This is a genomic window from Pseudomonas sp. P4_B4, from assembly GCF_056402255.1.
The window spans coordinates 128,884-151,990 of the sequence record NZ_JBFUHS010000001.1 but is presented as its reverse complement, the minus strand read 5'-3'; the positions used below and the strand labels follow the sequence as shown (position 1 = coordinate 151,990).

At 60.2% G+C, this 23,107-nt stretch carries 21 protein-coding genes; 12 read left to right on the top strand and 9 right to left on the bottom strand.

All coding sequences use genetic code 11. The features are described 5' to 3' along the window. Window positions 1-77 precede the first annotated feature (77 nt). Window positions 78-1,976 carry a cytochrome c/FTR1 family iron permease gene (locus AC1DVE_RS00735; protein ID WP_223455419.1) on the top strand — a complete coding sequence of 633 codons (1,899 nt, stop codon included), beginning with the start codon at window positions 78-80 and terminating at the stop codon, window positions 1,974-1,976. A 108-nt stretch (window positions 1,977-2,084) separates the two neighbouring features. Continuing rightward, entirely contained in the window at window positions 2,085-2,540 is a 456-nt protein-coding gene (locus AC1DVE_RS00730; RefSeq protein ID WP_223455421.1) for a YaiI/YqxD family protein, read from the top strand. Between the two features lie 119 nt (window positions 2,541-2,659). Here AC1DVE_RS00730 and elbB read toward each other — a convergent pair whose 3' ends face one another. After that, window positions 2,660-3,328, bottom strand: coding sequence for an isoprenoid biosynthesis glyoxalase ElbB (gene elbB, locus AC1DVE_RS00725; protein WP_110657862.1), 669 nt, complete (start codon window positions 3,326-3,328; stop codon window positions 2,660-2,662). 115 nt (window positions 3,329-3,443) lie between these two features. Here elbB and AC1DVE_RS00720 point away from each other — a divergent pair, with 115 nt between their 5' ends. After that, window positions 3,444-4,679, top strand: a complete 1,236-nt coding sequence (locus AC1DVE_RS00720; protein ID WP_223455422.1) for a sterol desaturase family protein — start codon at window positions 3,444-3,446, stop codon at window positions 4,677-4,679. Here AC1DVE_RS00720 and AC1DVE_RS00715 read toward each other — a convergent pair. Then, on the bottom strand, window positions 4,660-5,292 hold the full coding sequence (locus tag AC1DVE_RS00715) for a DedA family protein (RefSeq protein ID WP_223455424.1): 633 nt from the start codon (window positions 5,290-5,292) through the stop codon (window positions 4,660-4,662). The two genes, AC1DVE_RS00720 and AC1DVE_RS00715, sit on opposite strands and share 20 nt — an antisense overlap. Window positions 5,293-5,767: 475 nt before the next feature. Here AC1DVE_RS00715 and hemB point away from each other — a divergent pair, with 475 nt between their 5' ends. Then, entirely contained in the window at window positions 5,768-6,781 is a 1,014-nt protein-coding gene (hemB, locus tag AC1DVE_RS00710) for a porphobilinogen synthase (protein ID WP_046039035.1), read from the top strand. 18 nt (window positions 6,782-6,799) lie between these two features. Next, window positions 6,800-9,034, top strand: a complete 2,235-nt coding sequence (ppk1, locus tag AC1DVE_RS00705) for a polyphosphate kinase 1 (protein ID WP_223455426.1) — start codon at window positions 6,800-6,802, stop codon at window positions 9,032-9,034. Between the two features lie 220 nt (window positions 9,035-9,254). Here ppk1 and ppx read toward each other — a convergent pair whose 3' ends face one another. The 5 genes from ppx to AC1DVE_RS00680 form a co-directional block, all read right to left on the bottom strand. After that, window positions 9,255-10,757 carry an exopolyphosphatase gene (ppx, locus tag AC1DVE_RS00700; protein WP_223455428.1) on the bottom strand — a complete coding sequence of 501 codons (1,503 nt, stop codon included), beginning with the start codon at window positions 10,755-10,757 and terminating at the stop codon, window positions 9,255-9,257. A gap of 256 nt (window positions 10,758-11,013) precedes the next feature. Beyond that, window positions 11,014-11,751: an amino acid ABC transporter ATP-binding protein gene (locus AC1DVE_RS00695; protein WP_223455430.1), complete on the bottom strand. Its 738-nt coding sequence runs from the start codon at window positions 11,749-11,751 to the stop codon at window positions 11,014-11,016. Further along, the gene (locus AC1DVE_RS00690) at window positions 11,738-12,388 is read right to left on the bottom strand and encodes an amino acid ABC transporter permease (RefSeq protein ID WP_007998944.1); all 651 of its coding nucleotides are present in this window, start codon (window positions 12,386-12,388) and stop codon (window positions 11,738-11,740) included. Before AC1DVE_RS00690 ends, AC1DVE_RS00695 begins: the two co-directional genes overlap by 14 nt. Further along, entirely contained in the window at window positions 12,385-13,053 is a 669-nt protein-coding gene (locus AC1DVE_RS00685) for an amino acid ABC transporter permease (RefSeq protein WP_223455432.1), read from the bottom strand. Before AC1DVE_RS00685 ends, AC1DVE_RS00690 begins: the two co-directional genes overlap by 4 nt. Window positions 13,054-13,075: 22 nt before the next feature. After that, complete coding sequence (locus AC1DVE_RS00680; protein WP_223532356.1) at window positions 13,076-13,861, bottom strand: transporter substrate-binding domain-containing protein; 786 nt, start codon at window positions 13,859-13,861, stop codon at window positions 13,076-13,078. A gap of 256 nt (window positions 13,862-14,117) precedes the next feature. Between AC1DVE_RS00680 and AC1DVE_RS00675 the strand changes: the two genes are divergently transcribed. The 5 genes from AC1DVE_RS00675 to AC1DVE_RS00655 all read left to right on the top strand — a co-directional run bounded on the left by AC1DVE_RS00675 (window position 14,118) and on the right by AC1DVE_RS00655 (window position 19,357). Next, window positions 14,118-14,825 (top strand): FadR/GntR family transcriptional regulator, encoded by a 708-nt coding sequence (locus AC1DVE_RS00675; RefSeq protein WP_223455436.1) that lies wholly within the window; start codon window positions 14,118-14,120, stop codon window positions 14,823-14,825. A gap of 120 nt (window positions 14,826-14,945) precedes the next feature. Then, window positions 14,946-15,275, top strand: coding sequence for a thioredoxin TrxA (gene trxA, locus AC1DVE_RS00670; RefSeq protein ID WP_003206727.1), 330 nt, complete (start codon window positions 14,946-14,948; stop codon window positions 15,273-15,275). Between the two features lie 247 nt (window positions 15,276-15,522). Further along, complete coding sequence (gene rho / locus AC1DVE_RS00665; protein WP_046039047.1) at window positions 15,523-16,782, top strand: transcription termination factor Rho; 1,260 nt, start codon at window positions 15,523-15,525, stop codon at window positions 16,780-16,782. A 140-nt stretch (window positions 16,783-16,922) separates the two neighbouring features. Further along, window positions 16,923-18,389 (top strand): 4-hydroxy-3-polyprenylbenzoate decarboxylase, encoded by a 1,467-nt coding sequence (gene ubiD, locus AC1DVE_RS00660; RefSeq protein ID WP_223532358.1) that lies wholly within the window; start codon window positions 16,923-16,925, stop codon window positions 18,387-18,389. After that, the gene (locus AC1DVE_RS00655) at window positions 18,389-19,357 is read left to right on the top strand and encodes a CDP-6-deoxy-delta-3,4-glucoseen reductase (protein WP_223455439.1); all 969 of its coding nucleotides are present in this window, start codon (window positions 18,389-18,391) and stop codon (window positions 19,355-19,357) included. The genes ubiD and AC1DVE_RS00655 overlap by 1 nt, the downstream gene beginning before the upstream one ends. 12 nt (window positions 19,358-19,369) lie before the next feature. Here AC1DVE_RS00655 and AC1DVE_RS00650 read toward each other — a convergent pair whose 3' ends face one another. Next, entirely contained in the window at window positions 19,370-19,846 is a 477-nt protein-coding gene (locus AC1DVE_RS00650) for a sn-glycerol-3-phosphate transporter (RefSeq protein WP_317848670.1), read from the bottom strand. 313 nt (window positions 19,847-20,159) lie between these two features. Here AC1DVE_RS00650 and AC1DVE_RS00645 point away from each other — a divergent pair, with 313 nt between their 5' ends. After that, window positions 20,160-20,828, top strand: coding sequence for a gamma-glutamylcyclotransferase (locus tag AC1DVE_RS00645; protein ID WP_223455441.1), 669 nt, complete (start codon window positions 20,160-20,162; stop codon window positions 20,826-20,828). On the opposite strand, the gene glpT is transcribed toward AC1DVE_RS00645, so the two are convergent. Next, the gene (gene glpT / locus AC1DVE_RS00640; RefSeq protein WP_223532360.1) at window positions 20,804-22,153 is read right to left on the bottom strand and encodes a glycerol-3-phosphate transporter; all 1,350 of its coding nucleotides are present in this window, start codon (window positions 22,151-22,153) and stop codon (window positions 20,804-20,806) included. The genes AC1DVE_RS00645 and glpT overlap by 25 nt on opposite strands. Window positions 22,154-22,479: 326 nt before the next feature. On the opposite strand from glpT, the gene AC1DVE_RS00635 reads away from it, so the two are divergent. After that, on the top strand, window positions 22,480-23,094 hold the full coding sequence (locus tag AC1DVE_RS00635; protein WP_223455445.1) for an energy transducer TonB: 615 nt from the start codon (window positions 22,480-22,482) through the stop codon (window positions 23,092-23,094). Window positions 23,095-23,107: the final 13 nt, after the last annotated feature.

Genomic DNA, 23,107 nt, shown 5'->3' with positions numbered 1-23,107 from the left:
AAGTCCCAACAAAGCTTGAGCGAAACCTGATGGGCGATAACAATATGTAACTTCGTTTTTCAAATTGAGATTCATTCATGATTGCCCCCTCCCGTTTCCTGGCCTGGCTGTTGCTGCCGCTGTTGGCTGCGTGCAGCTTTCAACTGCTGGCCGCTCCCGCCGAAGGTGCGCCGCAGGCGCTGCACTTGCTCGATTGCATCGGCGCGGATTACCCGGACACGGTGCAGGCGGGCAGCATCACGGACCAGGCCGGATTTCGCGCGCAGCAAGAATCGGTCAAGACGCTGGGAAGTCTGATTGCAGCCATGCCGGCCAAGCCGGAAAAAGCCGCGCTGGAGCAAAGCCTGACCGCGCTGGGAAATTCCATCGACGCCCGTCAGGACGGTGCCGACGTCGCGCGCCAGGCCCGGCAACTGGGTGCGAAGCTGGCCGTAGCCTATGAAGTCAGCCAGGCCCCGGTCATTACGCCGGACCCGGTGCGTGGCGCGCCGCTGTACGCTCAGCATTGCTCGGTTTGCCATGGCGATACAGGGGCCGGCGACGGCCCGGCAGGTGTCGGCATGACGCCACCGCCATCCAATCTGCGTGACACCACACGACTGGATCGACTGAGCCTCTACGCGATCTACAGCACCCTGGGCCTGGGGGTCGAAGGGACTGACATGCCGGCCTTTGCCGATCAACTGGATGATCGTCAGCGTTGGGACCTGGCCACCTATATCGCCAGCTTCAGTGTTGACCCGGCGACGGCCAAGGCTGAAAAGACCTACAACATCGCCGACCTGGCTCGTCAGACCCCGGCCGAAGTGCTGGCCGCCGAAGGCCCGCAAGCCGCCGCGACCTTCCGTGCCCAGCGGGCGCAACCGCCGCAGGTCAAGCGTGGCCCGGCACAATTGCTCGACTACACAGCTGCCACTCTGGACAAGAGCATCGCGGCATATCGTGCCGGTGAGCATGATCAGGCTTATGACTTATCCGTAGCGGCGTATCTGGAAGGCTTCGAGCTGGTTGAGAGCTCGCTGGATAACATTGACGCCAACGTGCGTAAAGACACTGAAAAATCCCTGATGGCCTACCGTCAGTCGTTGCAGGATGGTCTGCCGGTGAGCGAGGTCGAGCAGCGCCTGGACCTGGCCAAGGACAAGTTGAAGGCATCGGCCGGCCTGCTCGGCAACGACGGTTTGAGTTGGTCGCTGAGTTACATTTCCGGCCTGCTGATTCTGCTGCGCGAAGGTCTGGAAGCGATTCTGGTGCTGGCGGCGATCCTTGCTTTCCTGCGTAACACGGGTCAACAGGCGGCGGTGCGCAGCGTCAATGTCGGTTGGGGCCTGGCGTTTGTGGCGGGGCTGGGCACTTGGGCGCTGGCAGCCTATGTGATTGATGTCAGCGGTTCGCAGCGCGAATTGCTCGAAGGCGCGACGGCGTTGTTTGCCAGCGTCATGGTGCTGTGGCTGGGCGTGTGGATGCATGACCGTCGTCACGCGGCGGCCTGGCAGGATTACATCAAGACCAGCCTGGTGGGCGGCGGCGGGCGTTTCGGTTTTGCGACCCTGGCGTTCTTCTCGGTGTATCGCGAGCTGTTCGAAGTGATTCTGTTCTACGAAACCCTGTGGTTGCAGGCCGGTCCCGCGGGGCACAACGCGGTGCTGGCCGGTGGGGCCACGGCGCTGGTGCTGCTGGTCGGCCTGGCCTGGGTGATTTTGCGCGGTTCGGCGAAGTTGCCGCTGGCGCTGTTCTTCAGCATCAACGCAGGTCTTTTGTGCGCCTTGTCAGTGGTGTTTGCCGGGCATGGCGTGAAAGCGCTGCAGGAAGCCGGGATTTTCGGCACGCGACCGGTGCCGTTCTTTGACTTTGAATGGCTGGGGATCCATGCCGATGCGTATTCGTTGAGCGCCCAGGCTGTGGCGATCATTGCGATTGTCGTGTTGTACGGTCGTAGCCGGGTGGTTGAGAGGCAGCGGGTGCAGGTTTCTTAAACGGCATTCGCTTCGCTCACTTTCGCGGGCAAGCCACGCTCCCACAGGTTTAGCGTTAACCTGTGGTGCGTGGCTTGCCCGTGATGCTTTTCAACAGAGGAAAATTCAATGCGTGTGTGGATCGATGCCGACGCCTGCCCCCGGGCAGCCAAGGATCTGGTGGTGAAGTTCGCCCTCAAGCGCCAGTTCGAAGTGGTGTTGGTGGCCGGGCAACCGCAGATCAAGCCGGGGCTGGCGCTGGTCAAGCTGATCGTGGTGCCGAGCGGCCCGGATGCGGCCGATGACTACCTGGTGGAACACGCGGTGCCCGGTGAGCTGGTGATCTGCAGCGATGTGCCATTGGCCGACCGTCTGGTGAAGAAGGGCGTGGCTGCGCTCGATCCACGAGGCAAGGAGTTTGATGCGCAGAACATGGGGGAGCGGCTGGCGGTGCGCAACCTGTTCACCGATTTGCGCGAACAGGGGCAAATGGGTGGTGGACCCGCACCGTTTGGCGACCGTGAGAAGCAGGCGTTTGCCAATGCGCTGGACCGGATCCTCACACGGCTGGCCCGCAAACTGTAGGAGCGAGCTTGCTCCGGGCGGCGCTCCGACGATGGACGTCAACGATGATGAGTGCTGGCTGGATGAACGCGGCGCTCTCACGTCTTTCGCGAGCAAGTTCGCTCCTACAGTCAACCGTGTCAGGCGTCGTTTTCGTGGGTCAGTTCGAGCACACGGTCGACCAGTTTGTTGATTCCGGACGCCACCTCACTGATCGATTGCGCCAGCATGTAAGCCGGTGTGCTCACCAGTTTGCGTGCCTTGTCTTCGACGATGTCACTGACCGCGCAATCGGTATGGGTCGCGCCCATCTTGTTCATCGCGGCAGCGGTGTCGGTGTCGTTGCCAATGGTGCAGGTGACGCCAGGCCCGTAGATTTTTGCCGCCAGGGCTGGGGAAATGCACATCAACCCCACCGGTTTGCCGGCCTCGGCAAAAGCTTCGGTCAGTGCCAGGACATCCGGTTGAACGGTGCAGCCGGCGCCTTCGATGGCAAAGTTGGACAGGTTCTTGGCCGAGCCGAAGCCGCCGGGCACGATCAGCGCATCGAACTCATCGACGTTAGCGTCACGGATATCCTTGATGTTGCCCCGGGCGATCCGCGCCGATTCCACCAGCACGTTGCGCGATTCGGGCATTTCTTCGCCGGTCAGGTGGTTGATCACATGCAACTGCGCGATGTTCGGTGCGAAACACTGCACCTGGGCACCGCGTTGGTCCAGGCGCAGCAAGGTGATGACGCTCTCGTGGAGCTCGGCGCCGTCGTACACGCCACAACCGGAAAGGATCACTGCAACTTTTTTGCTCATGGGCTTTTCTCCAGATTCATGGCGTTAAATGTCCACTAATTTGTCACTCGTTGCCATAGGGTTAATTCACGGCTACACATAGCATCTGTCCTCAAGATTCCGATCAGGGCGCGTCATGGACTTCATTCTGTATGCGGTGCCGTTCTTCTTTGTGCTGATCGCCGTCGAGCTGCTGGCCGACCGTTGGCGCGGGGTGAGCAATTATCGGGTGGCGGACGCGATCAACAGCATCAGCACCGGCGTGCTGTCGACCACCACGGGCCTGTTGACCAAGGGTGTGGGTCTGGTGACCTATGCGTTTGCCCTCAAGCACCTGGCGCTGTTCGAACTGTCGGCCGACAGCGTCTGGACCTGGGTGTTTGCCTTTGTCTTCTACGACTTCTGCTACTACTGGCTGCACCGCATGGGCCACGAGCGCAACATTCTCTGGGCCGCCCATTCGGTGCATCACCAGAGCGAGGACTACAACCTGTCCACGGCGTTGCGCCAGACCAGTACCGGATTTCTGTTGAGCTGGATCTTCTATCTGCCGATGGCGGTGTCCGGCGTGCCGCTGCTGGTGTTCGTCAGCGTCGCGGCGCTGAACCTGCTGTACCAGTTCTGGGTGCACACGCGGCACATTCCCAAGCTTGGCTGGTTCGAATGGTTCTTTGTCACGCCGTCCAATCATCGGGCTCACCATGCACAGAACGCTCTCTACATGGATCGCAACTACGGCGGCGTGTTCATTATTTGGGACCGTCTGTTCGGCTCGTTCCAGGAAGAGGACGACAACGAACCGGTGATCTTCGGCGTGACCACGCCACTGGCGAGCTGGAACCCCGTGTGGGCGAACGTGCAGTTCTACGCGCAGTTGTGGGCAGATGCGCGAAGTGCCGAAAGCACCTGGGACAAGCTGCGGATCTGGTTCATGCGCACCGGCTGGCGCCCGGCGGACGTGGCGGCCAGATACCCGATGAACAAGCCGGACCTGAGCCAGTTCCGTAAATTCGAAGTAGCACTGGACGGGCGTCAGCAGCTCTACGTCCTCTTGCAGTTCTGCGTCTATATCGCACTGGGCAGCTACTTGATGAATCTTGAACCGAAGCTGCCAGTCGCCGCCCTGGTCTTGGGCTGGGGAGCGGTGGCGCTCGGTTTGTTTGTGCTGGGCGTAGCCCTGGAGAATCGCCCGTGGGCGTTGAAGCTGGAACTGGTGCGGCTGGCATCGAATCTGCCATTGGTATGGCTGGCCCCGATGGTGGGACTGTGGCCGGCCAGCGCGGTGGGCTGGGTCGGCCTGCTCAGTTACAGTCTGTTGAGCGGCATCGGTCTCTACTGTTGCAGAGACCGTATCACTCGGCTGGCGTCGTAGGGCCTTCGGCCTTGGTTCGCTCGGCCTTCAGGGCTTGTTCGTCGGCGTAGACCTGCTTGGCCAGGCGGGCATTCTTGAAGCGCCGGCGCAGCCACAGCACGAAGCCCAGGACCAGCAGTGCACCGAGCACCCAGAGTTCGTACTTCTTCACACTGCCGAGCATGCCTTCGAGCACTGCGCCGAAATGGTACGCGGCCGCCGCCAGGGCTGCGGCCCAGATCGCTGCACCAATTCCGTTGAGCAGCAGGTAACGGCCCGGCGGATAGCCTGACAGCCCGATGGCCACCGGCATCACCGTGCGTAAACCGTAGACGAAACGGAAGCTCAACACCCAGATGTCCGGATGCTTGCGAATGTGTTCCAGCGCCCGGTCACCCATCATCTGCCAGCGCGGCTTGCGCACCAGCAGCTTGCGGCCATGTTTGCGCCCCAGAAAGTACCACAGCTGGTCACCGGCATAGCTGCCGAAGAAGGCCACGACCACCACCAGGTTGATGTCCATGTATCCACGGAACGCGAGGAAGCCCGCGAGTACCAGGATGGTTTCGCCTTCGAAGAACGTGCCTAGAAAAAGGGCAAAATAGCCGAAGTCATGCAGAAATTGTTGGAGCATTGTCTGGGTGCTGGCGAAATGAACGCGCAGCCTAACCCTTCGGACACATTCAGGAAAGTGTCCAAATGTGTCTCGACGTGAACATTTCCTACAATGACAATGGAATGCGGCTATAGGGGGCGTTCTCAATTAGTTTCCCCGCCGCGCCGGGTCTGCTGTTGTGCAGGGCAAGGCGCGAGAAGCACAGTTTGGTCATTCCAAATCAGCTTCGAGCAACGCAGCCCTGCACAACAGCAGGCCCGGCCCTTCGGGTTGTGCCTTAAAGCGGGCCAGGCTGCGTTGCAGGCCTTGGAAAGGGAACAACCATTCCCAGCGGCCTGCGCCTTGCCTGGCCCGCTTTAAGGCGACAACGCGGCGGGGAAACTAATTGAGAACGCCCCCTAGTCACAGGGATGCGCACAACTGTAATACGTTCGTCATAATGGCCGCTTATAACTGTCACGCTCGCCCGTAAGCGCGGGCTCAGGAGTCTGCCGTGAGCTTTACCCCCGCCAACCGTTTGTTCCCCGCAACCCGCCTGCGCCGCAATCGTCGTGACGACTTCTCGCGTCGTCTGGTCCGTGAAAACGTCCTGACTGTCGATGACCTGATCCTGCCGGTGTTCGTTCTGGACGGTGAAAACCGTCGCGAAGCGGTGGCTTCGATGCCGGGCGTCGAACGCCTGACCATCGACCTGTTGCTGGAAGAAGCGGCCAAGTGGGTCGAGCTGGGGATTCCGGCGCTGGCGCTGTTCCCGGTGACACCGGCGGAACTCAAGTCGCTGGACGCCGCCGAAGCGTGGAACCCCGAAGGTATCGCCCAACGCGCGACCCGTGCGCTGCGTGCACGATTCCCTGAGCTGGGTGTGATCACCGACGTTGCCCTGGACCCGTTCACCACCCACGGCCAGGACGGCATTCTTGATGAAGAAGGCTACGTGCAGAACGACATCACCGTCGACGCACTGGTCAGGCAAGCCCTGTCCCACGCCGAAGCCGGCGCTCAGGTCGTGGCCCCATCGGACATGATGGACGGTCGCATCCAGGCGATCCGCGAAGCCCTCGAAGTGGCCGGTCACGTCAACGTGCGGATCATGGCCTACTCGGCCAAGTACGCCAGCGCCTACTACGGCCCGTTCCGCGATGCGGTCGGTTCGGCGCTGAACCTGGGCAAGGCCAACAAGGCCTCCTATCAGATGGACCCGGCCAACAGCAACGAAGCCCTGCACGAAGTGGCGGCGGACTTGTCAGAAGGTGCAGACATGGTCATGGTCAAGCCAGGCATGCCGTACCTGGACATCCTGTGCCGGGTAAAAGAAGAATTCAAAGTGCCGACGTTTGTTTATCAAGTCAGCGGCGAATACGCCATGCACATGGCGGCGATCCAGAATGGCTGGTTGAGCGAAGGGGTTATCCTCGAGTCCCTGACCGCTTTCAAACGTGCAGGGGCTGATGGCATCCTGACGTACTTTGCCGTTCGTGCTGCTCAATTGTTACGAGAGCAAAAATAGCCCTCCCAGGAACATTCGATGAATACCGAAGTCCTCACTGAAGTTGCCGTAAAAGACGCTCAACCTGTGGTGGAGCAAGTCGACGAGACCCCGCCGGAGCTGGAGCCAGCTCCGCCCGCGGCGGTCGTCGAAACCGCCGTGACAGCGCCAGCGCCAGCGCCAGCGCTGGCCATTCCCGGCCTGGATGACAGCAGCCTGTACATCCACCGCGAGCTCTCGCAACTGCAGTTCAACATCCGCGTGCTGGAGCAGGCGCTGGACGAGTCCTATCCATTGCTGGAGCGGCTGAAGTTTCTGTTGATCTTCTCCAGCAACCTGGACGAGTTCTTCGAAATTCGCGTCGCCGGCCTCAAGAAGCAGATCACCTTCGCCCGTGAACAGGCCGGCGCCGATGGTCTGCAACCGCATCAGGCGCTGGCGCGCATCAGCGAACTGGTCCACGGTCACGTCGATCGCCAGTACGCGATCCTCAACGACATTCTGTTGCCGGAGCTGGAAAAACATCAGGTCCGCTTCATCCGTCGCCGTAACTGGACGACCAAGCTCAAGACCTGGGTCCGCCGCTATTTCCGTGACGAGATCGCACCGATCATCACCCCGATCGGCCTCGACCCGACGCACCCGTTCCCGTTGTTGGTGAACAAGAGCCTGAACTTCATCGTCGAGCTCGAAGGCATTGACGCCTTTGGCCGCGATTCCGGTCTGGCGATCATCCCGGCGCCACGCCTGCTGCCGCGCATCATCAAGGTGCCGGAAGAAGTCGGTGGCGCTGGCGACAACTATGTATTCCTGTCGTCGATGATTCACGCTCACGCCGATGACCTGTTCCAGGGCATGAAGGTCAAGGGCTGCTACCAGTTCCGCCTGACCCGGAACGCCGACCTGGCGCTGGACTCCGAAGACGTCGAAGACCTGGCCCGCGCCTTGCGCGGCGAACTGTTCTCCCGTCGCTATGGCGATGCAGTGCGTCTGGAAGTGGCCGACACGTGCCCGAAACACCTGTCCGACTACCTGCTCAAGCAGTTCAACCTGAGCGAGACGGAGTTGTATCAGGTCAACGGTCCGGTGAACCTGACGCGGCTGTTCAGCATCACCGGCCTGGACAGCCAGCGCGAGCTGCAATACCTGCCGTTCACCCCGCAGATTCCGAAACTGCTGCAGAACAGCGAGAACATTTTCAGCGTGATCAGCAAGCAGGACATCCTGCTGCTGCACCCGTTCGAGTCGTTCACTCCGGTGGTCGACCTGCTGCGCCAGGCCGCCAAGGACCCGCACGTGTTGGCGGTGCGCCAGACCCTGTACCGTTCCGGCGCCAACTCGGAAATCGTCGATGCGCTGGTGGATGCGGCGCGTAACGGCAAGGAAGTGACTGCGGTGATCGAACTGCGTGCGCGGTTCGACGAAGAGTCCAACCTGCAACTGGCCAGCCGTCTGCAAGCGGCCGGTGCGGTGGTGATCTACGGTGTGGTCGGCTTCAAGACCCACGCCAAGATGATGCTGATTTTGCGTCGCGAAGCCGGTGAAATCGTGCGTTACGCGCACCTTGGTACGGGTAACTACCACGCCGGCAACGCCCGCCTGTACACCGACTACAGCCTGCTGACCTCCGACGACGCCTTGTGCGAAGACGTCGGCAAACTGTTCAGCCAGTTGATCGGCATGGGTAAGACGCTGCGCATGAAGAAACTGCTGCATGCGCCGTTCACCCTGAAAAAGGGCATGCTCGACATGATTGCCCGCGAAACCCAGTTCGCCCTCGACGGCAAACCGGCGCACATCATCGCCAAGTTCAACTCGCTGACCGATCCGAAGATCATCCGCGCGCTGTACAAGGCCAGCCAGTCAGGTGTGCGCATCGATCTGGTGGTGCGTGGCATGTGCTGCCTGCGGCCGGGCATCGCCGGGGTTTCCCACAACATCCATGTGCGTTCGATCATTGGCCGCTTCCTGGAACACACCCGGGTCTTCTACTTCCTCAACGGTGGCGACGAGCAGATGTACCTGTCCAGTGCCGACTGGATGGAACGCAACCTCGACAAGCGCGTCGAGACTTGCTTCCCGGTGGAAGGCAAGAAGCTGATCATGCGGGTCAAGAAAGAACTGGAGTTGTATCTGACCGATAACACCCACAGCTGGAGCCTGCAGTCGGACGGTCGATACATCCGTAACACGCCGACCGGCAACCAGAACCCGCGCAGCGCCCAGGCGACATTGCTGGAGCGTTTGGGCAGCCCGATACTGGCTGTGCGGTAACAGGAGTCAGCGGGTGAAAAAAAGGGCGATCCAAATGGATCGCCCTTTTTCGTTTTCACTATATTCCTGTGGCGAGGGAGCTTGCTCCCGTTGGGCTGCGCAGCAGCCCCAAAATCAGTGACCAGATATTTTCTGATTACCTGCAAGCGCGGAGGGGGCGCTTCGCACCCCAGCGGGAGCAAGCTCCCTCGCCACAGGGGTTGGCTTCATTTCTGGTGTTTCAGCGAGCGCTCAACACGATATCGACCCGGGTCAGCCATTGCGCTTCAATTTCGAAGTCGGCCTGGGTCAGCTGGTTTTCGTCCAGCCAGTTTTCCGGGAACACCACTTCGAGGCTGTTGCCATGGGCGTTCAGCTCCACCTGGGGCATTTGCTGGGTGCCACGGATGTGGTGGAACAGGATCGCAAAGCGCAGCAGCGCGCACAGGCGAATCAGCTTGATGCCGTCGTCGCCGAAATCGGCGAACCTGTCCTTGGGAATGTTGCGGCGGTGACCGCGTACCAGCAGCGCAAGCATCAACTGGTCTTCGCGGGAGAACCCGGCGAGGTCCGAATGCTCGATCAGGTAGGCACCGTGCTTGTGGTACTGGTAGTGAGCGATGTCCAGGCCCACCTCATGGACCTTGGCCGCCCAGCCGAGCAGTTCGCGCCAGACGCCGTCTTCCAGATCCCAATCCTCCGCCACTTGGTCGAACGCATGCAGCGCCTTGCGCTCGACCCGTACCGCCTGTTCCTGGTCGACGTGGTAGCGCTCCATCAGCGAAGTGAGGGTGCGCTCGCGCACATCTTCGTGATGATGGCGGCCCAGCAGGTCATAGAGCACGCCTTCGCGCAGGGCGCCTTCGCAGTGATCCATGCGTTGCAGTTCGAGGGCGTCGAAGATCGCTTCGAGGATCGCCAGGCCGGCCGGGAAAATCGCCCGGCGATCCGGTTTGATGCCTTCGAAATCGATTTTTTCGACGTCGCCCATCTTGATCAGTTTGCGCTTGAGCCAGGCCAGGCCTTCGGCGTTGACCTCGCCGGTACCATGGCCGCCAGCCTTCAGTGCCAGGCCGATGGCGCGGATGGTGCCCGAGGAGCCGATGGCTTCATCCCAGGTCAGGCGGTGCAGGGCGTGTTCGATGCTCATGATCTCCAGCCGTGCCGCGGTGTACGCCTGGGCGTAACGGGCCGGGGTGATCTTGCCGTCCTTGAAATAGCGCTGGGTGTAGCTGACGCAACCCATCTGCAGGCTTTCGCGCAGCAGCGGTTCGAAGCGCTGGCCAATGATGAATTCGGTACTGCCGCCGCCGATGTCGGCCACCAGGCGCTTGCCCGGGGTGTCGGCGAGGGTGTGGGACACGCCGAGGTAGATCAGGCGCGCTTCTTCACGGCCGGAAATGACTTCCACCGGGTGACCGAGAATTTCTTCGGCGCGACGGATGAATTCGGCACGGTTGCGGGCTTCACGCAAGGCGTTGGTGCCGACGATGCGAACGGCGCCGGTGGGCATACCGCTGATCAGTTGGGCGAAGCGCTTGAGGCAGTCGAGCCCGCGCTGCATCGATTCTTCGTTGAGATGGCGCTCTTCGTCGATGCCAGCGGCCAGCTGAACCTTCTCCCCGAGACGCTCGAGAATACGGATCTCGTCGTTCTGGGACTTGGCCACGACCATGTGAAAGCTGTTGGAGCCCAGGTCGATTGCGGCGATCAGGGACAGATTCTTGGCTTGGGATTGCGGCATGGTCAGGGGTCTCGGTCGATAACCTCGACATCGTGCCACGATCAAAGGCTGCCGCCAACGCGTAGGAGCTGCCGAAGGCTGCGATCTTTTACCACGGGGCTCTAGTGGTGCGGCCACTGGCCTCTTCGCGGGCAAGCCCGCTCCCACAGGTTTTTGCAGCGAATACGCAATCGTATTTCAACAGAAGACCCTGTGGGAGCGGCGGTGCGGCGGTCCGACTTGCCCGCGAAGGCGGCGTCATTAGCACCGATGATCTTCAGCCCGCCGCCTCAACTGTCCCGATGAAATTCGCCAGCTCCGCCGTCTGCGGGTTGGCGAACAGTACTTTCGGATCCCCAACCTCATGCACCTTGCCCTGGTGCATGAACACCAACTTATCCCCAACCTCCCGGGCGAAGCGCATTTCGTGGGTGACCATGATCAGCGTCATGCCTTCCCTGGCCAGTTGCCGGACCACGCTCAGCACTTCATTGACCAGTTCCGGGTCCAGCGCCGAGGTGATTTCGTCACAAAGCAAAACTTTCGGCGACATTGCCAGTGCCCGGGCAATCGCCACCCGCTGTTGCTGCCCGCCGGACAAGCGATCCGGGAAAGCATCGAATTTCTCCCCCAGCCCGACCCGCTCCAGCATCTGCCGCGCCAGTTCGACGGCCTTGGCTTTCGGTACTTTCTGCACCACTTGCGGCGCGAGCATGACGTTCTCGCCGACGGTCAGGTGCGGGAACAGGTTGAACTGTTGGAACACCATGCCGACTTTCTGCCGCAGGCTGCGCAGATCGGCGCGGGCGGCGTCGAGGTACTCGCCGTCGACTTCGATCACGCCGTCGTTGATCGACTCCAGGCCGTTGAGTGTGCGCAGCAAGGTGGACTTGCCCGAGCCACTACGGCCGATGATTGCCACCACCTGGCCTTCCTCGATGCTCAGGTCGATGCCTTTGAGCACATGGTGATCGCCGTAGTATTTATGCAGGGCGGAAATTCTAAGCAGAGGCATGCAGTCTCCTTTCCAGGTATCGCGCACTGAGCGACAAGGGGTAGCAGAGCAGGAAGTAGCCGAGGGCGACGAGGCCGTAGACCATGAAAGGTTCGAAGGTGGCGTTGGCGAGCATGCCGCCAGTCTTGGTCAGCTCGGTGAAGCCGATGATCGAGGTGACGGCGGTGCCTTTGACTACTTGCACCGAGAAGCCCACGGTCGGCGCCACGGCGATGCGCAACGCCTGGGGCAGGATCACATGGCGCAATTGTTCCAGCGGGTTCAGCGCCAGGCTCGATGAGGCCTCCCACTGACCGTTGGGAATCGAATCGACGCAACCGCGCCAGATCTCCGCCAGATAGGCACTGGTGAACAACGTCAGTGCAATCGCCGCCGCCATCCACGGCGAAATCTCTATCCCGGCCAAAGCCACGCCGAAAAACACCAGGAACAGCTGCATCAATAGCGGTGTGCCCTGGAACAGTTCGATGTAAGTGCGGGCGAAACTGCGCGGCAGGGATTTGTCCGAGATGCGCATGACCATGATCAGCAAGCCAATCAGTCCGCCGCCAACGAACGCCACCAGCGACAGCGCCAAGGTCCATTGCAGGCCCGTGAGCAGGTTGCGCACGATGTCCCAGAAGGTGAAGTCGCTCATCGGCTGCTCCTTGCAATGAACCGGTGGCCGATCCAGTTCAGCAACTGGCGGATCAGCAGCGCCATGCACAGGTACAGCAGCGTGGTCAGGGCGTAGGTTTCAAAAGCGCGGAAGTTGCGCGATTGAATGAAGTTGGCGGCGAAGCTCAGCTCTTCGGTGGCGATTTGCGAGCAGACTGCCGAACCGAGCATGACGATGATGATCTGGCTGCTCAGGGCCGGCCAGACTTTGCCCAATGCTGGCAGCAGCACCACATGGCGGAATGCTTCGAAACGCGTCATCGCCAGTGCTGCCGCGGCTTCCAGCTGACCCCGGGGGATCGCCTGGATGCCTGCGCGGATGATCTCGGTGGAATAGGCACCGAGGTTGATCACCATCGCCAGCACCGCCGCCTGCCATTCGGAAATCTGCACGCCCAGGGACGGCAAACCGAAGAAGATGAAAAACAACTGCACCAGAAATGGCGTGTTGCGGATCAACTCGACGTAGACCGCGAAAATCCCCGCGAAAGGCCGGATGTTCCACGCCCGCACCAGCGCCCCGACGATGCCCAGCCCCACGCCGAGCACGGCGCCGATGACGGTCAGCTCAAGGGTGAACAACGCACCGCGCAGCAGTAGATCGGTGTTGTTCACCACTGGCAGGAAATCGAACTGATAAGCCATAAAACGTCTCCAGCGCGCCGAATCAGAGATCGGTCGGCAACGGTTCTTTCAGCCAGGTCAGAGCATTCTTTTCCAGCGCGCCGTCGCTCTTGGCGGTCACGAGGATCTGGTTGACCTTGTCCAGCAGCGCCGGCTCGTTCTTGTTGACGCCGACGTAGACTGGCGAATCCTTGAGCTTCACTTTCAGCGCCGGCACGCGTTTCGGGCTCTTCTCGCTGATCGCGACCATCACCACGTTGCCGCTGGCGATCAGGTCGACTTGCCCGGCCAGGTACGCGGCAATGGTCGAGTTGTTGTCTTCGAAACGCTTGATGGTCACGCCTTCGGGGGCGACCTTGGTCAGCTCGATGTCTTCGATGGCGCCACGGGTGACGCTGATGGTCTTGCCCTTGAGATCGTCCAGGCCTTTGATATCGGCGTCTGGTGGACCGAATACGGCGAGGTAGAACGGCGCGTAGGCACGGGAGAAGTCGATGACTTTTTCGCGTTCCGGGTTCTTGCCGAGGCTGGAGATCACCAGGTCGACCTTGCCGGTGGTGAGGAACGGGATGCGGTTGGTGCTGTTGACCGGGGTCAGTTCGAGTTTGACCTTGAGCTGGTCGGCCAGCAGTTTCGCGGTGTCGATATCAAGGCCGCGGGGTTTCATGTCCGGGCCGACCGAACCGAAGGGCGGGAAGTCCTGGGGCACGGCCACCTTGAGGACGCCGCGCTTGACCACATCCTCCAGACCGTCGGCGTGGGCGGGTGCCTGGCTCAGCATCAGGCTGGCGAACAAGGCTGCGAGGAGGGCGCTGTAACGCTGGGTCATGGCAAATCTCCGGATCGGCAAGAAGTGATTTCTGCGGATCGACAGAGCATGGGCCATGCCAACATAGGGTTTTGGGGGCGCCAGAGTGCGGTTTTGCTGGCGTCGCACGGTCTTACTGGTCTGAACAGTCAGGTTGCGTTTCGCACCCCGATGGCGCAACCGTGAAAATCACCGAACCCCCATGGGGCACGACTTGCCGGGCGTCGCGAATAGCTTTACAACTGAGCGCACATTGGCCTGGTTCGTCTGGAAAACCATGAACTCGATCTCCCGCGCCGTACCTGAAGTGGCGCTGCAAGCCATCCGCAAACTGATTACCGAACAGGGCTTCGGGCCGGGGGATGCCTTGCCCTCGCAACGGGACCTGGCGGTGCAATTGGGGGTCAGTCGGGCATCGTTGCGCGAGGCGTTGTCATCGCTGAGTGCGCTGGGCGTCATCAGCATCCAGCCGGGCAAAGGCGTGTTCGTGCAATCGCCGGTGGAGTTGTCGCGAGGCGATGCAGCGCCGGGCTGGCCGTTCGCGGCACAGGCTTCGCCGCTGGACATCTTTCAGCTGCGCTATGCGCTGGAAGGTTTTGCGGCGGGGTTGGCGGCCGTAACCTTGAGTACCGACGAACTCGATGTGCTGGAAGACAATGTCGCCGCCATGCGCAACGAACTGAAGTCCGGCGACTTCGAAGCCGCGGCCCGCCTGGATTTCGAATTCCACCGCCGCATCCTGCTGGCCAGCGGCAATCAGGCGATGCTGAGCATCCTGACCGCCAGCGCCGACATCTTCCTGGAGAGCCAGAAACTACCGTTCATCCGGGTCGAGCGGGCCATGGAAACCTGGCAGGAGCACCGCAAAATTCTTCGTGCGCTGGCTCGCCGAGCGTCTGGCGCCGCGCAAAAGGCCATGCAAGAGCACGTGCGCAATGCCGCGTTGCGTACCGGAATCGCGTTCATCGCTCCCGTCACTTCATGACCTGAGCTATACCCAAACTCATGAATCACCATAGCGAGACTCAATCATCTGCACCTTCCTGAACGAGGGAAGGACCGCTATGATGGGCCACGTTTTTTTGCTTACAACCTGGAGAATTCCATGAGCAGCGATCTTATCAAACACGTTAGCGACGCTAGCTTCGAGGCCGACGTACTCAAGGCCGAAGGCGCTGTACTGGTCGACTACTGGGCTGAATGGTGCGGCCCTTGCAAAATGATCGCTCCGGTTCTGGACGAAATTGCCGAGACTTACAAAGGCAAGCTGACCGTTGCCAAGCTGAACATCGACGAAAACCAGGAAACCCCGGCCAAGCACGGCGTGCGCGGTATCCCGACCCTGATGCTGTTCAAGAACGGCAACGTTGAAGCGACCAAGGTCGGCGCACTGTCGAAGTCGCAACTGGCTGCCTTCCTCGACGCCAACATCTAAGCGTCGCTGCGAAGTATCCTGAAAAAGCCCCGCAAATAGCGGGGCTTTTTGCGTATTCAGGGCTAGACGCTCCTAAACTCAGGTGGTACATTCGGCCCCGCACTGGTTTCTCCATTGCCCCCTGCTAGCCGTCGCCGACGCACTCCTTTTCGAATAAGTACGCGATCCTGTCGCCTTCTCTGCGGCGCGGCCTCATTAAGCCAAAAGCTTAATTTCCCCCCTCCATAAATGATTACGTCATTCCTATATGAATCTGACTGAACTCAAGCAAAAGCCGATTACCGAACTGCTCGAATTGGCCGAACAGATGGGCATAGAAAATATGGCCCGTTCGCGCAAGCAGGACGTGATTTTCTCCCTGCTCAAGAAGCACGCGAAAAGCGGTGAGGAAATCTCCGGTGATGGCGTGCTGGAGATTCTCCAGGACGGCTTCGGCTTCCTGCGCTCCGCTGACGCTTCCTATCTCGCCGGCCCAGACGATATCTACGTCTCGCCGAGCCAGATCCGTCGTTTCAACTTGCGCACCGGTGACACCATCGTTGGCAAGATCCGCCCTCCAAAGGAAGGCGAGCGTTATTTCGCGCTGCTCAAGGTCGACACGATCAACTACGACCGTCCGGAAAACGCGAAAAACAAGATTCTCTTCGAGAACCTGACCCCGCTGTTCCCGACCGTGCGCATGAAGATGGAAGCCGGTAACGGTTCCACCGAAGACTTGACCGGTCGTGTCATCGACCTGTGCGCCCCGATCGGTAAAGGCCAGCGCGGTCTGATCGTTGCACCGCCGAAAGCCGGCAAGACGATCATGCTGCAGAACATTGCCGCGAACATCGCGCGTAACAACCCTGAAGTTCACCTGATCGTGCTGCTGATCGACGAACGCCCGGAAGAAGTAACCGAAATGCAGCGCACCGTGCGCGGCGAAGTGGTTGCCTCGACGTTCGATGAGCCGCCAACCCGCCACGTGCAGGTTGCCGAAATGGTGATCGAGAAGGCCAAGCGCCTGGTCGAGCACAAGAAAGACGTGGTCATCCTGCTTGACTCCATCACTCGTCTGGCTCGCGCCTACAACACCGTGATCCCGAGCTCCGGCAAGGTACTGACCGGTGGTGTCGATGCTCACGCCCTGGAGAAACCGAAGCGTTTCTTCGGCGCCGCGCGGAACATCGAAGAAGGCGGCTCGCTGACCATCATCGCCACCGCGCTGGTAGAAACCGGCTCGAAGATGGACGAAGTGATCTACGAGGAATTCAAAGGCACCGGCAACATGGAACTGCCGCTGGATCGCCGTATCGCTGAAAAGCGTGTCTTCCCGGCCATCAACATCAACCGTTCCGGCACCCGCCGCGAAGAGTTGCTGACTGCCGACGACGAGTTGCAGCGCATGTGGATTCTGCGCAAGCTGCTGCACCCGATGGATGAAGTGGCTGCCATCGAGTTCCTGGTCGACAAGCTGAAAACGACCAAGACCAACGATGAGTTCTTCCTGTCGATGAAACGCAAGTAAGTCGAACAGGCACAAAAAGCCGGGGAAACCCGGCTTTTTGTTATCTGAATTTTGCTCAGGCGGCAGTTCATGGTTCTGAACCGAAGGGTTCGGCGCTAAACTGCCTGCCCCGAACGCCACGGCCAACACGAGGCTCACGCATGCAGTATCGCGACTTGCGCGACTTTATCAGCGGCCTGGAACAGCGCGGTGAACTCAAGCGCATCCAGGTTCCGGTGTCCCCAGTACTCGAAATGACCGAGGTCTGCGACCGTACCTTGCGCGCCAAGGGCCCGGCCCTGCTTTTCGAAAAGCCCACCGGCTATGAAATCCCCGTGCTCGGCAACCTGTTCGGCACCCCCGAGCGCGTGGCGTTGGGCATGGGCGCCGAAGCGGTCAGCGAGCTGCGCGAGATCGGCAAGCTGCTGGCATTCCTCAAGGAACCCGAGCCGCCGAAAGGCCTCAAGGACGCCTGGTCCAAGCTGCCGATCTTCCGCAAGATCATTTCGATGGCGCCGAAAGTCGTCAAGGACGCGGTGTGCCAGGAAGTGGTCATCGAAGGCGACGACGTCGACCTGGCCATGCTGCCGGTACAGACCTGCTGGCCGGGCGATGTCGCTCCGCTGATCACTTGGGGCCTGACCGTCACCAAAGGGCCGAACAAGGACCGACAGAACCTCGGCATCTATCGTCAGCAAGTGATTGGTCGCAACAAGGTCATCATGCGCTGGCTCAGCCACCGTGGCGGCGCGCTGGATTACCGCGAGTGGTGCGAAAAGCACCCGGGCCAGCCGTTCCCGGTGGCCGTGGCGCTGGGCGCTGACCCGGCGACCATTCTCGGTGCTGTGACGCCGGTGCCCGATAGCCTCTCCGAGTACGCCTTCGCCGGCCTGTTGCGTGGTAACCGTACCGAACTGGTGAAGTGCCGTGGCAACGACCTGCAAGTGCCGGCCACCGCCGAAATCATCCTCGAAGGTGTGATCCATCCGGGCGAGATGGCCGATGAAGGCCCGTACGGCGACCACACCGGTTACTACAACGAAGTCGACAGTTTCCCGGTGTTCACCGTCGAGCGCATCACCCACCGGATCAAGCCGATCTACCACAGCACCTACACCGGCCGTCCGCCGGATGAGCCGGCGATCCTCGGCGTGGCGTTGAACGAAGTGTTCGTGCCGATCCTGCAGAAGCAGTTCCCGGAGATCACCGATTTCTACCTGCCGCCCGAAGGTTGCTCGTACCGCATGGCCATCGTGACCATGAAGAAGTCGTATCCGGGCCACGCCAAGCGGGTAATGCTGGGTGTCTGGTCGTTTTTGCGACAGTTCATGTACACCAAGTTCGTTATCGTCACCGACGACGATATCAACGCCCGGGACTGGAATGACGTGATCTGGGCCATCACCACGCGCATGGACCCCAAGCGCGACACGGTGATGATCGACAACACGCCGATCGACTACCTGGACTTCGCTTCGCCAGTGTCCGGCCTGGGGTCGAAAATGGGCCTCGATGCCACGCATAAATGGCCGGGCGAAACTACCCGCGAGTGGGGCCGGGTCATCGTCAAGGACGATGCCGTGACCCAGCGGATCGATGCCATCTGGAATCAGTTAGGAATAGATTGATGCGTGTAACCTTGCAGCCCTCCGGAGCAGTGCTTGAGATATTGCCCGGCGAGCGGATTCTCGATGGCGCACGACGTCTGGGCTACGAATGCCCGCAAAGCTGCCGCAACGGCAATTGCCATGTGTGCGCGGCGCTGCTGGTGGAAGGCCGGGTCGAGCAGACCGGCGATGTGCGCGACCATGGCGAGTTCTACACTTGCATAGCGGAGCCGCTGGAAGACTGCATCGTGCTGTGGGATGGCGTGCTCGCGCTGGGAGAACTGCCGGTGCGCAGCGTGTCGTGTCAGGTCATTGAGTGCAAGGAGGTGGGCGGCGACACCTGGCGCGTGCGTCTGCGGGCTCCGGCCGGCAAACCGCCGCGCTACCATGCCGGCCAGTACCTGATGATCGAACGCGAGAACGGCGAAAAGTCCGCCTTCTCCCTCGCCTCGGCACCGCATGCGGGGCGCGACCTGGAAATCCACGTACTGGCGCGCGAATCCAGTGCGCTGAGCCTGATCGAACAGCTCCAGCGCAACAGCATGGTGCGGGTCGAGTTGCCGTTTGGCGATACCCACCTGGAGGAGTTGCCGAACGGTCCTCTCGTACTGATCGCCGCAGGCACCGGCATGGGCCAGGTCCACGGCCTGATCGAACATTGCCGGGCCTCGGGTTTCAAGCATCCGGTGCATCTGTATTGGGGTGTGCGCCGTCCAGAAGACTTTTATCAAGTCGAGCATTGGGACGAATGGCTGAAGCTGCCCAACCTGTTCCTGCACAAGGTCGTCAGTGATCAATGCGGTTGGGAAGGGCGTTGCGGCATGTTGCATGAAGCGGTCTGTGAAGACTTCCCTGACCTCAAGCCGCTGCACGTGTACGCCAGTGGCTCTCCGGCCATGGTCTACGGCACGCTGGATGCGTTGGTGGAAGCGGGGATGGACGCGCATCAGATGCGCGCCGACGTATTTGCGTATGCGCCGCGCTCGTAGGTCTGCGTGGGATCAGAAACGCACGCCAGTGGTCACCATGGCGGCGTTGAAGCCGAGCAACACCAGCTCGGCTGCCACCGGACCGTAATGTGCGCCCAGTGAGGGGATGATCACCGGTGCGACCCCGAAGCGATTCAGGGGGATCTTGTCCTTATGTTTACCGCGGTAGCCTTCCAGCAGGCCGCCCGTGAATTTGATATACACGGGATAGGAGGCGCTTTCGTAGCGTTTACCCGTGTAGACATAATGTGAGCGCTGGCTGTACGAATTGCGGAAAGTGGCCGCGCCAAACAGCCAGTCGGACGCGTCGATATGTTCAAGACCAATAAGATCCTGATTGTTGTTGTGCCTGGGGTCGGGTGAATAGTGCGTCGTATAAACACTGGTCTGCAAATACCAGGAGCCAGTATCCTTTGAGCTTGCATGCTGTGCCAGCGCCAATGGCGCCAAGGCCATCAACAGCACTGCGTAAAACCACGGTTTTTTCATCGGCGGCCCCCTGTGAAGGCAGTCTGGCTTGCGCCTGTGTGGCCGTTATACGCGACGCCCGATGGAGGCCAGAAGGCGGCAAATCTGAAGGGGGAGTAGGACGTTTCTGATAAGTGGCTTTATTCCCGGAAGGGCTCAATGCTTATGCATATTTCATTCTGGTATTTAAGATATTTGCAGAATGACATTAGGGTATATAAACAGTCAGGCAAACGTCCTTTATCACTTTTCGTTTTACCTTTACTGCTATATGTTCTATTACATTAATAGTGCTTACATTTTGTAATGCTTGCGGGGCCGAACAACTGTTGCCATGAGCGCCATTGAATCTACTTTTTTGAATCTGGCTTATCCTCCGCGGCTCGATCTGGGGCCGCAGCTCACTCACGAACAATTGCTCAGCTCAATGCAGTCGACCATGGCGCGCCACAAGGGCGGGCCGGTGTGGCTGTTTGCGTATGGTTCGCTGATCTGGCGCCCTGAATGTACGGCGGTTGAACGTGTTCGCGGCCGGGTGCATGGCTATCATCGCGGGTTGTACCTGTGGTCCCACGAACATCGCGGCACACCAGAAATGCCCGGCCTGGTGTTTGGCCTGGATCGCGGTGGTTCTTGCAGCGGTTTCGCCTATCGCTTGCCTGAAGAGCAACTCGAAGCCTCGCTGTATGCGCTTTGGCAGCGCGAGATGCCTTTCCCTTCCTACCGCCCGCACTGGCTCAACTGCCGTCTTGAAGATGGCAGCCAGGTTCAGGCATTGGGATTCGTTCTGGAGCGACACCTGCCCAGCTATGCTGGCAACTTGCCGGACCATGTGCTGAGTCATGTGTTCGAAAACGCCTGCGGGCGCTACGGCACCACTCGCGATTATGTCGAGCAGACCGCGCACGCCCTGCGCAGCCACGCCATGCCAGACCGGAATCTGGAGGCGCGGCTCAAGCGCTGTAAATCAAAGGCCGATCAAGCGAGTGCTTCGCGGCCCTGACTGGCGATTTGTTTGTGCCGTAGCGTCGGGGCCAGGAAGGCCATCGCCAGCAGGCAGGCGCCGACCAACAGTACGAAACCGCCGTCCCAGCCAAAATGGTCCACGGTGTAGCCCATCGCTGCACTGGCCGCGACCGAACCGCCCAAGTAACCGAACAGACCGGTAAAGCCCGCCGCCGTACCGGCAGCTTTCTTCGGTGCCAGTTCCAGCGCCTGCAAGCCGATCAGCATCACCGGGCCGTAGATCAGGAAGCCAATGGAAAGCAGCGCGATCATGTCGACCATCGGATTGCCGGCCGGGTTGAGCCAGTAAACCAGCGTCGCAACCGTCACCAACGCCATGAACACCATGCCGGTCAGTCCACGGTTGCCACGGAAGATCTTGTCCGACATCCAGCCGCACAGCAGCGTGCCCGGAATACCTGCCCACTCGTAGAAGAAGTACGCCCACGAGGTTTTATCCACAGTGAAACCCTTGGCTTCCTTGAGGTAGGTCGGTGCCCAGTCCAGCACGCCGTAGCGCAGCAGATAGACAAAGACGTTGGCCAGGGCGATGTACCAGAGCATTTTGTTGCGCAGCACGTATTTGACGAAGATTTCCTTGGCGCTGAATTCTTCTTCGTGGCTGGCGTCGTAGCCTTCCGGGTAGTCGTTCTTGTATTGCTCGATCGGCGGCAGGCCAACCGATTGCGGGGTGTCGCGCATGGTCATGAAGGCAAACACCGCTACCGCCAGCGCCACTGCTGCTGGCACGTAGAATGCGGCGTGCCAGTCATTGAACAGGCCCATGCCGATCAGGAACAATGGACCGATCAGGCCGCCGCCGACGTTGTGCGCCACGTTCCACACGGACACCACGCCGCCACGTTCCTTCTGTGACCACCAGTGCACCATGGTCCGGCCACTCGGTGGCCAACCCATGCCCTGCGCCCAGCCGTTGATGAACAGCAGAATGAACATCATGGTCACACTGGACGTCGCCCAGGGCGCGAAACCGAAAATGAACATCACCCCAGCCGACACCAGCAGGCCGAACGGCAAGAAGAAGCGCGGGTTGGAGCGGTCGGACACCAGGCCCATCAGAAACTTCGACAAACCGTAGGCAATCGCGATGGCGGACATCGCCAGACCCAGCTGACCACGGGAGTAGCCCTCGTCGATCAGGTACGGCATGGCCAGGGAGAAGTTCTTGCGCAGCAGGTAGTAACCGGCATAACCAATGAAGATGCCGGCGAAAATCTGCCAGCGCAGGCGTCGGTAGGTGCTGTCTATTTTTTCTTCAGGCAATGGAGCCTGATGTGCGGCAGGACGAAAGAAAGCAAACATTCAAGAGCTCCAAATTTCTTGTTTTGACTGCGGATACGAATGTTACAGTTTCGTTACCGAAAATAGCATCGGTTCTCATCGGCAAAACAGCGGAAATGTTGGATGTCGCGCGTTCCTTTATGAACATGTCGCTCAGATGTAAGTGAGGGGCGTTGTAGGAAGCGTTACCTGTTTAGTTAGCAGGCGCTTGATGTACCTGAAATAGGGCAAGTCTTTAGGAAAGGTCCTTCGTTTAAAGCAGAAGTCATGGCGTTATGCCGAATGCCCCGGCGCTTTAACCTTTGTCCTGTTGCCAGGTCTGGCGTTGCAGGCGAAGGGAGAGGGACATGCGGTGGTGGGTATGCGTGCTTTTGTTGGTGGTGTCCTTGGATGCCCGGGCCGGGGAGGTGTTCCTGATACCCGAGAATAATCCGAAGCCGGTTTATCCGGTGGCGCTGCATCGGGCGGGTGTCACCGGCATGGTGCGTGTCAGCATGACTGTGAAGGCCGATGGATCAGTCAGTAATGCCGTGATTGCGCAAAGTGCACATCCCGAACTCGAAGAGGCGTCATTGGCCGCAGTCAACCAATGGCGATTCAAGCCGTGGACAATCACCGAGGATCAGCCTGCGCAAATAATCGTGGTCGCCCCCATGGAATACAGGCTGGACAGAGAACATCCCTTCCACGTCAACAAGGAGTTGGAGCGGCTGAAATGCAGTGCTATCGCACGGGCATCGTTGAACATCGCCACTTCCTCGTGGGTGGACCTGCCGGTTTTCAGCTGGACCCGCAGTTACCTGACCCACTCGCTTTCACCGACGCAATTGCCGGAAGAGAAGCGTCTGGTGCTGATTGCCAAGCTCAACAAAAGCATCCCATCAATAGTCAGGCGCTGTAATACCTATCCCGCGGGCCGATACGTGCGGTTTCTTCCGCAAGAGATAAGGGCGCTGTTGTGACAAAAAAGCGCGG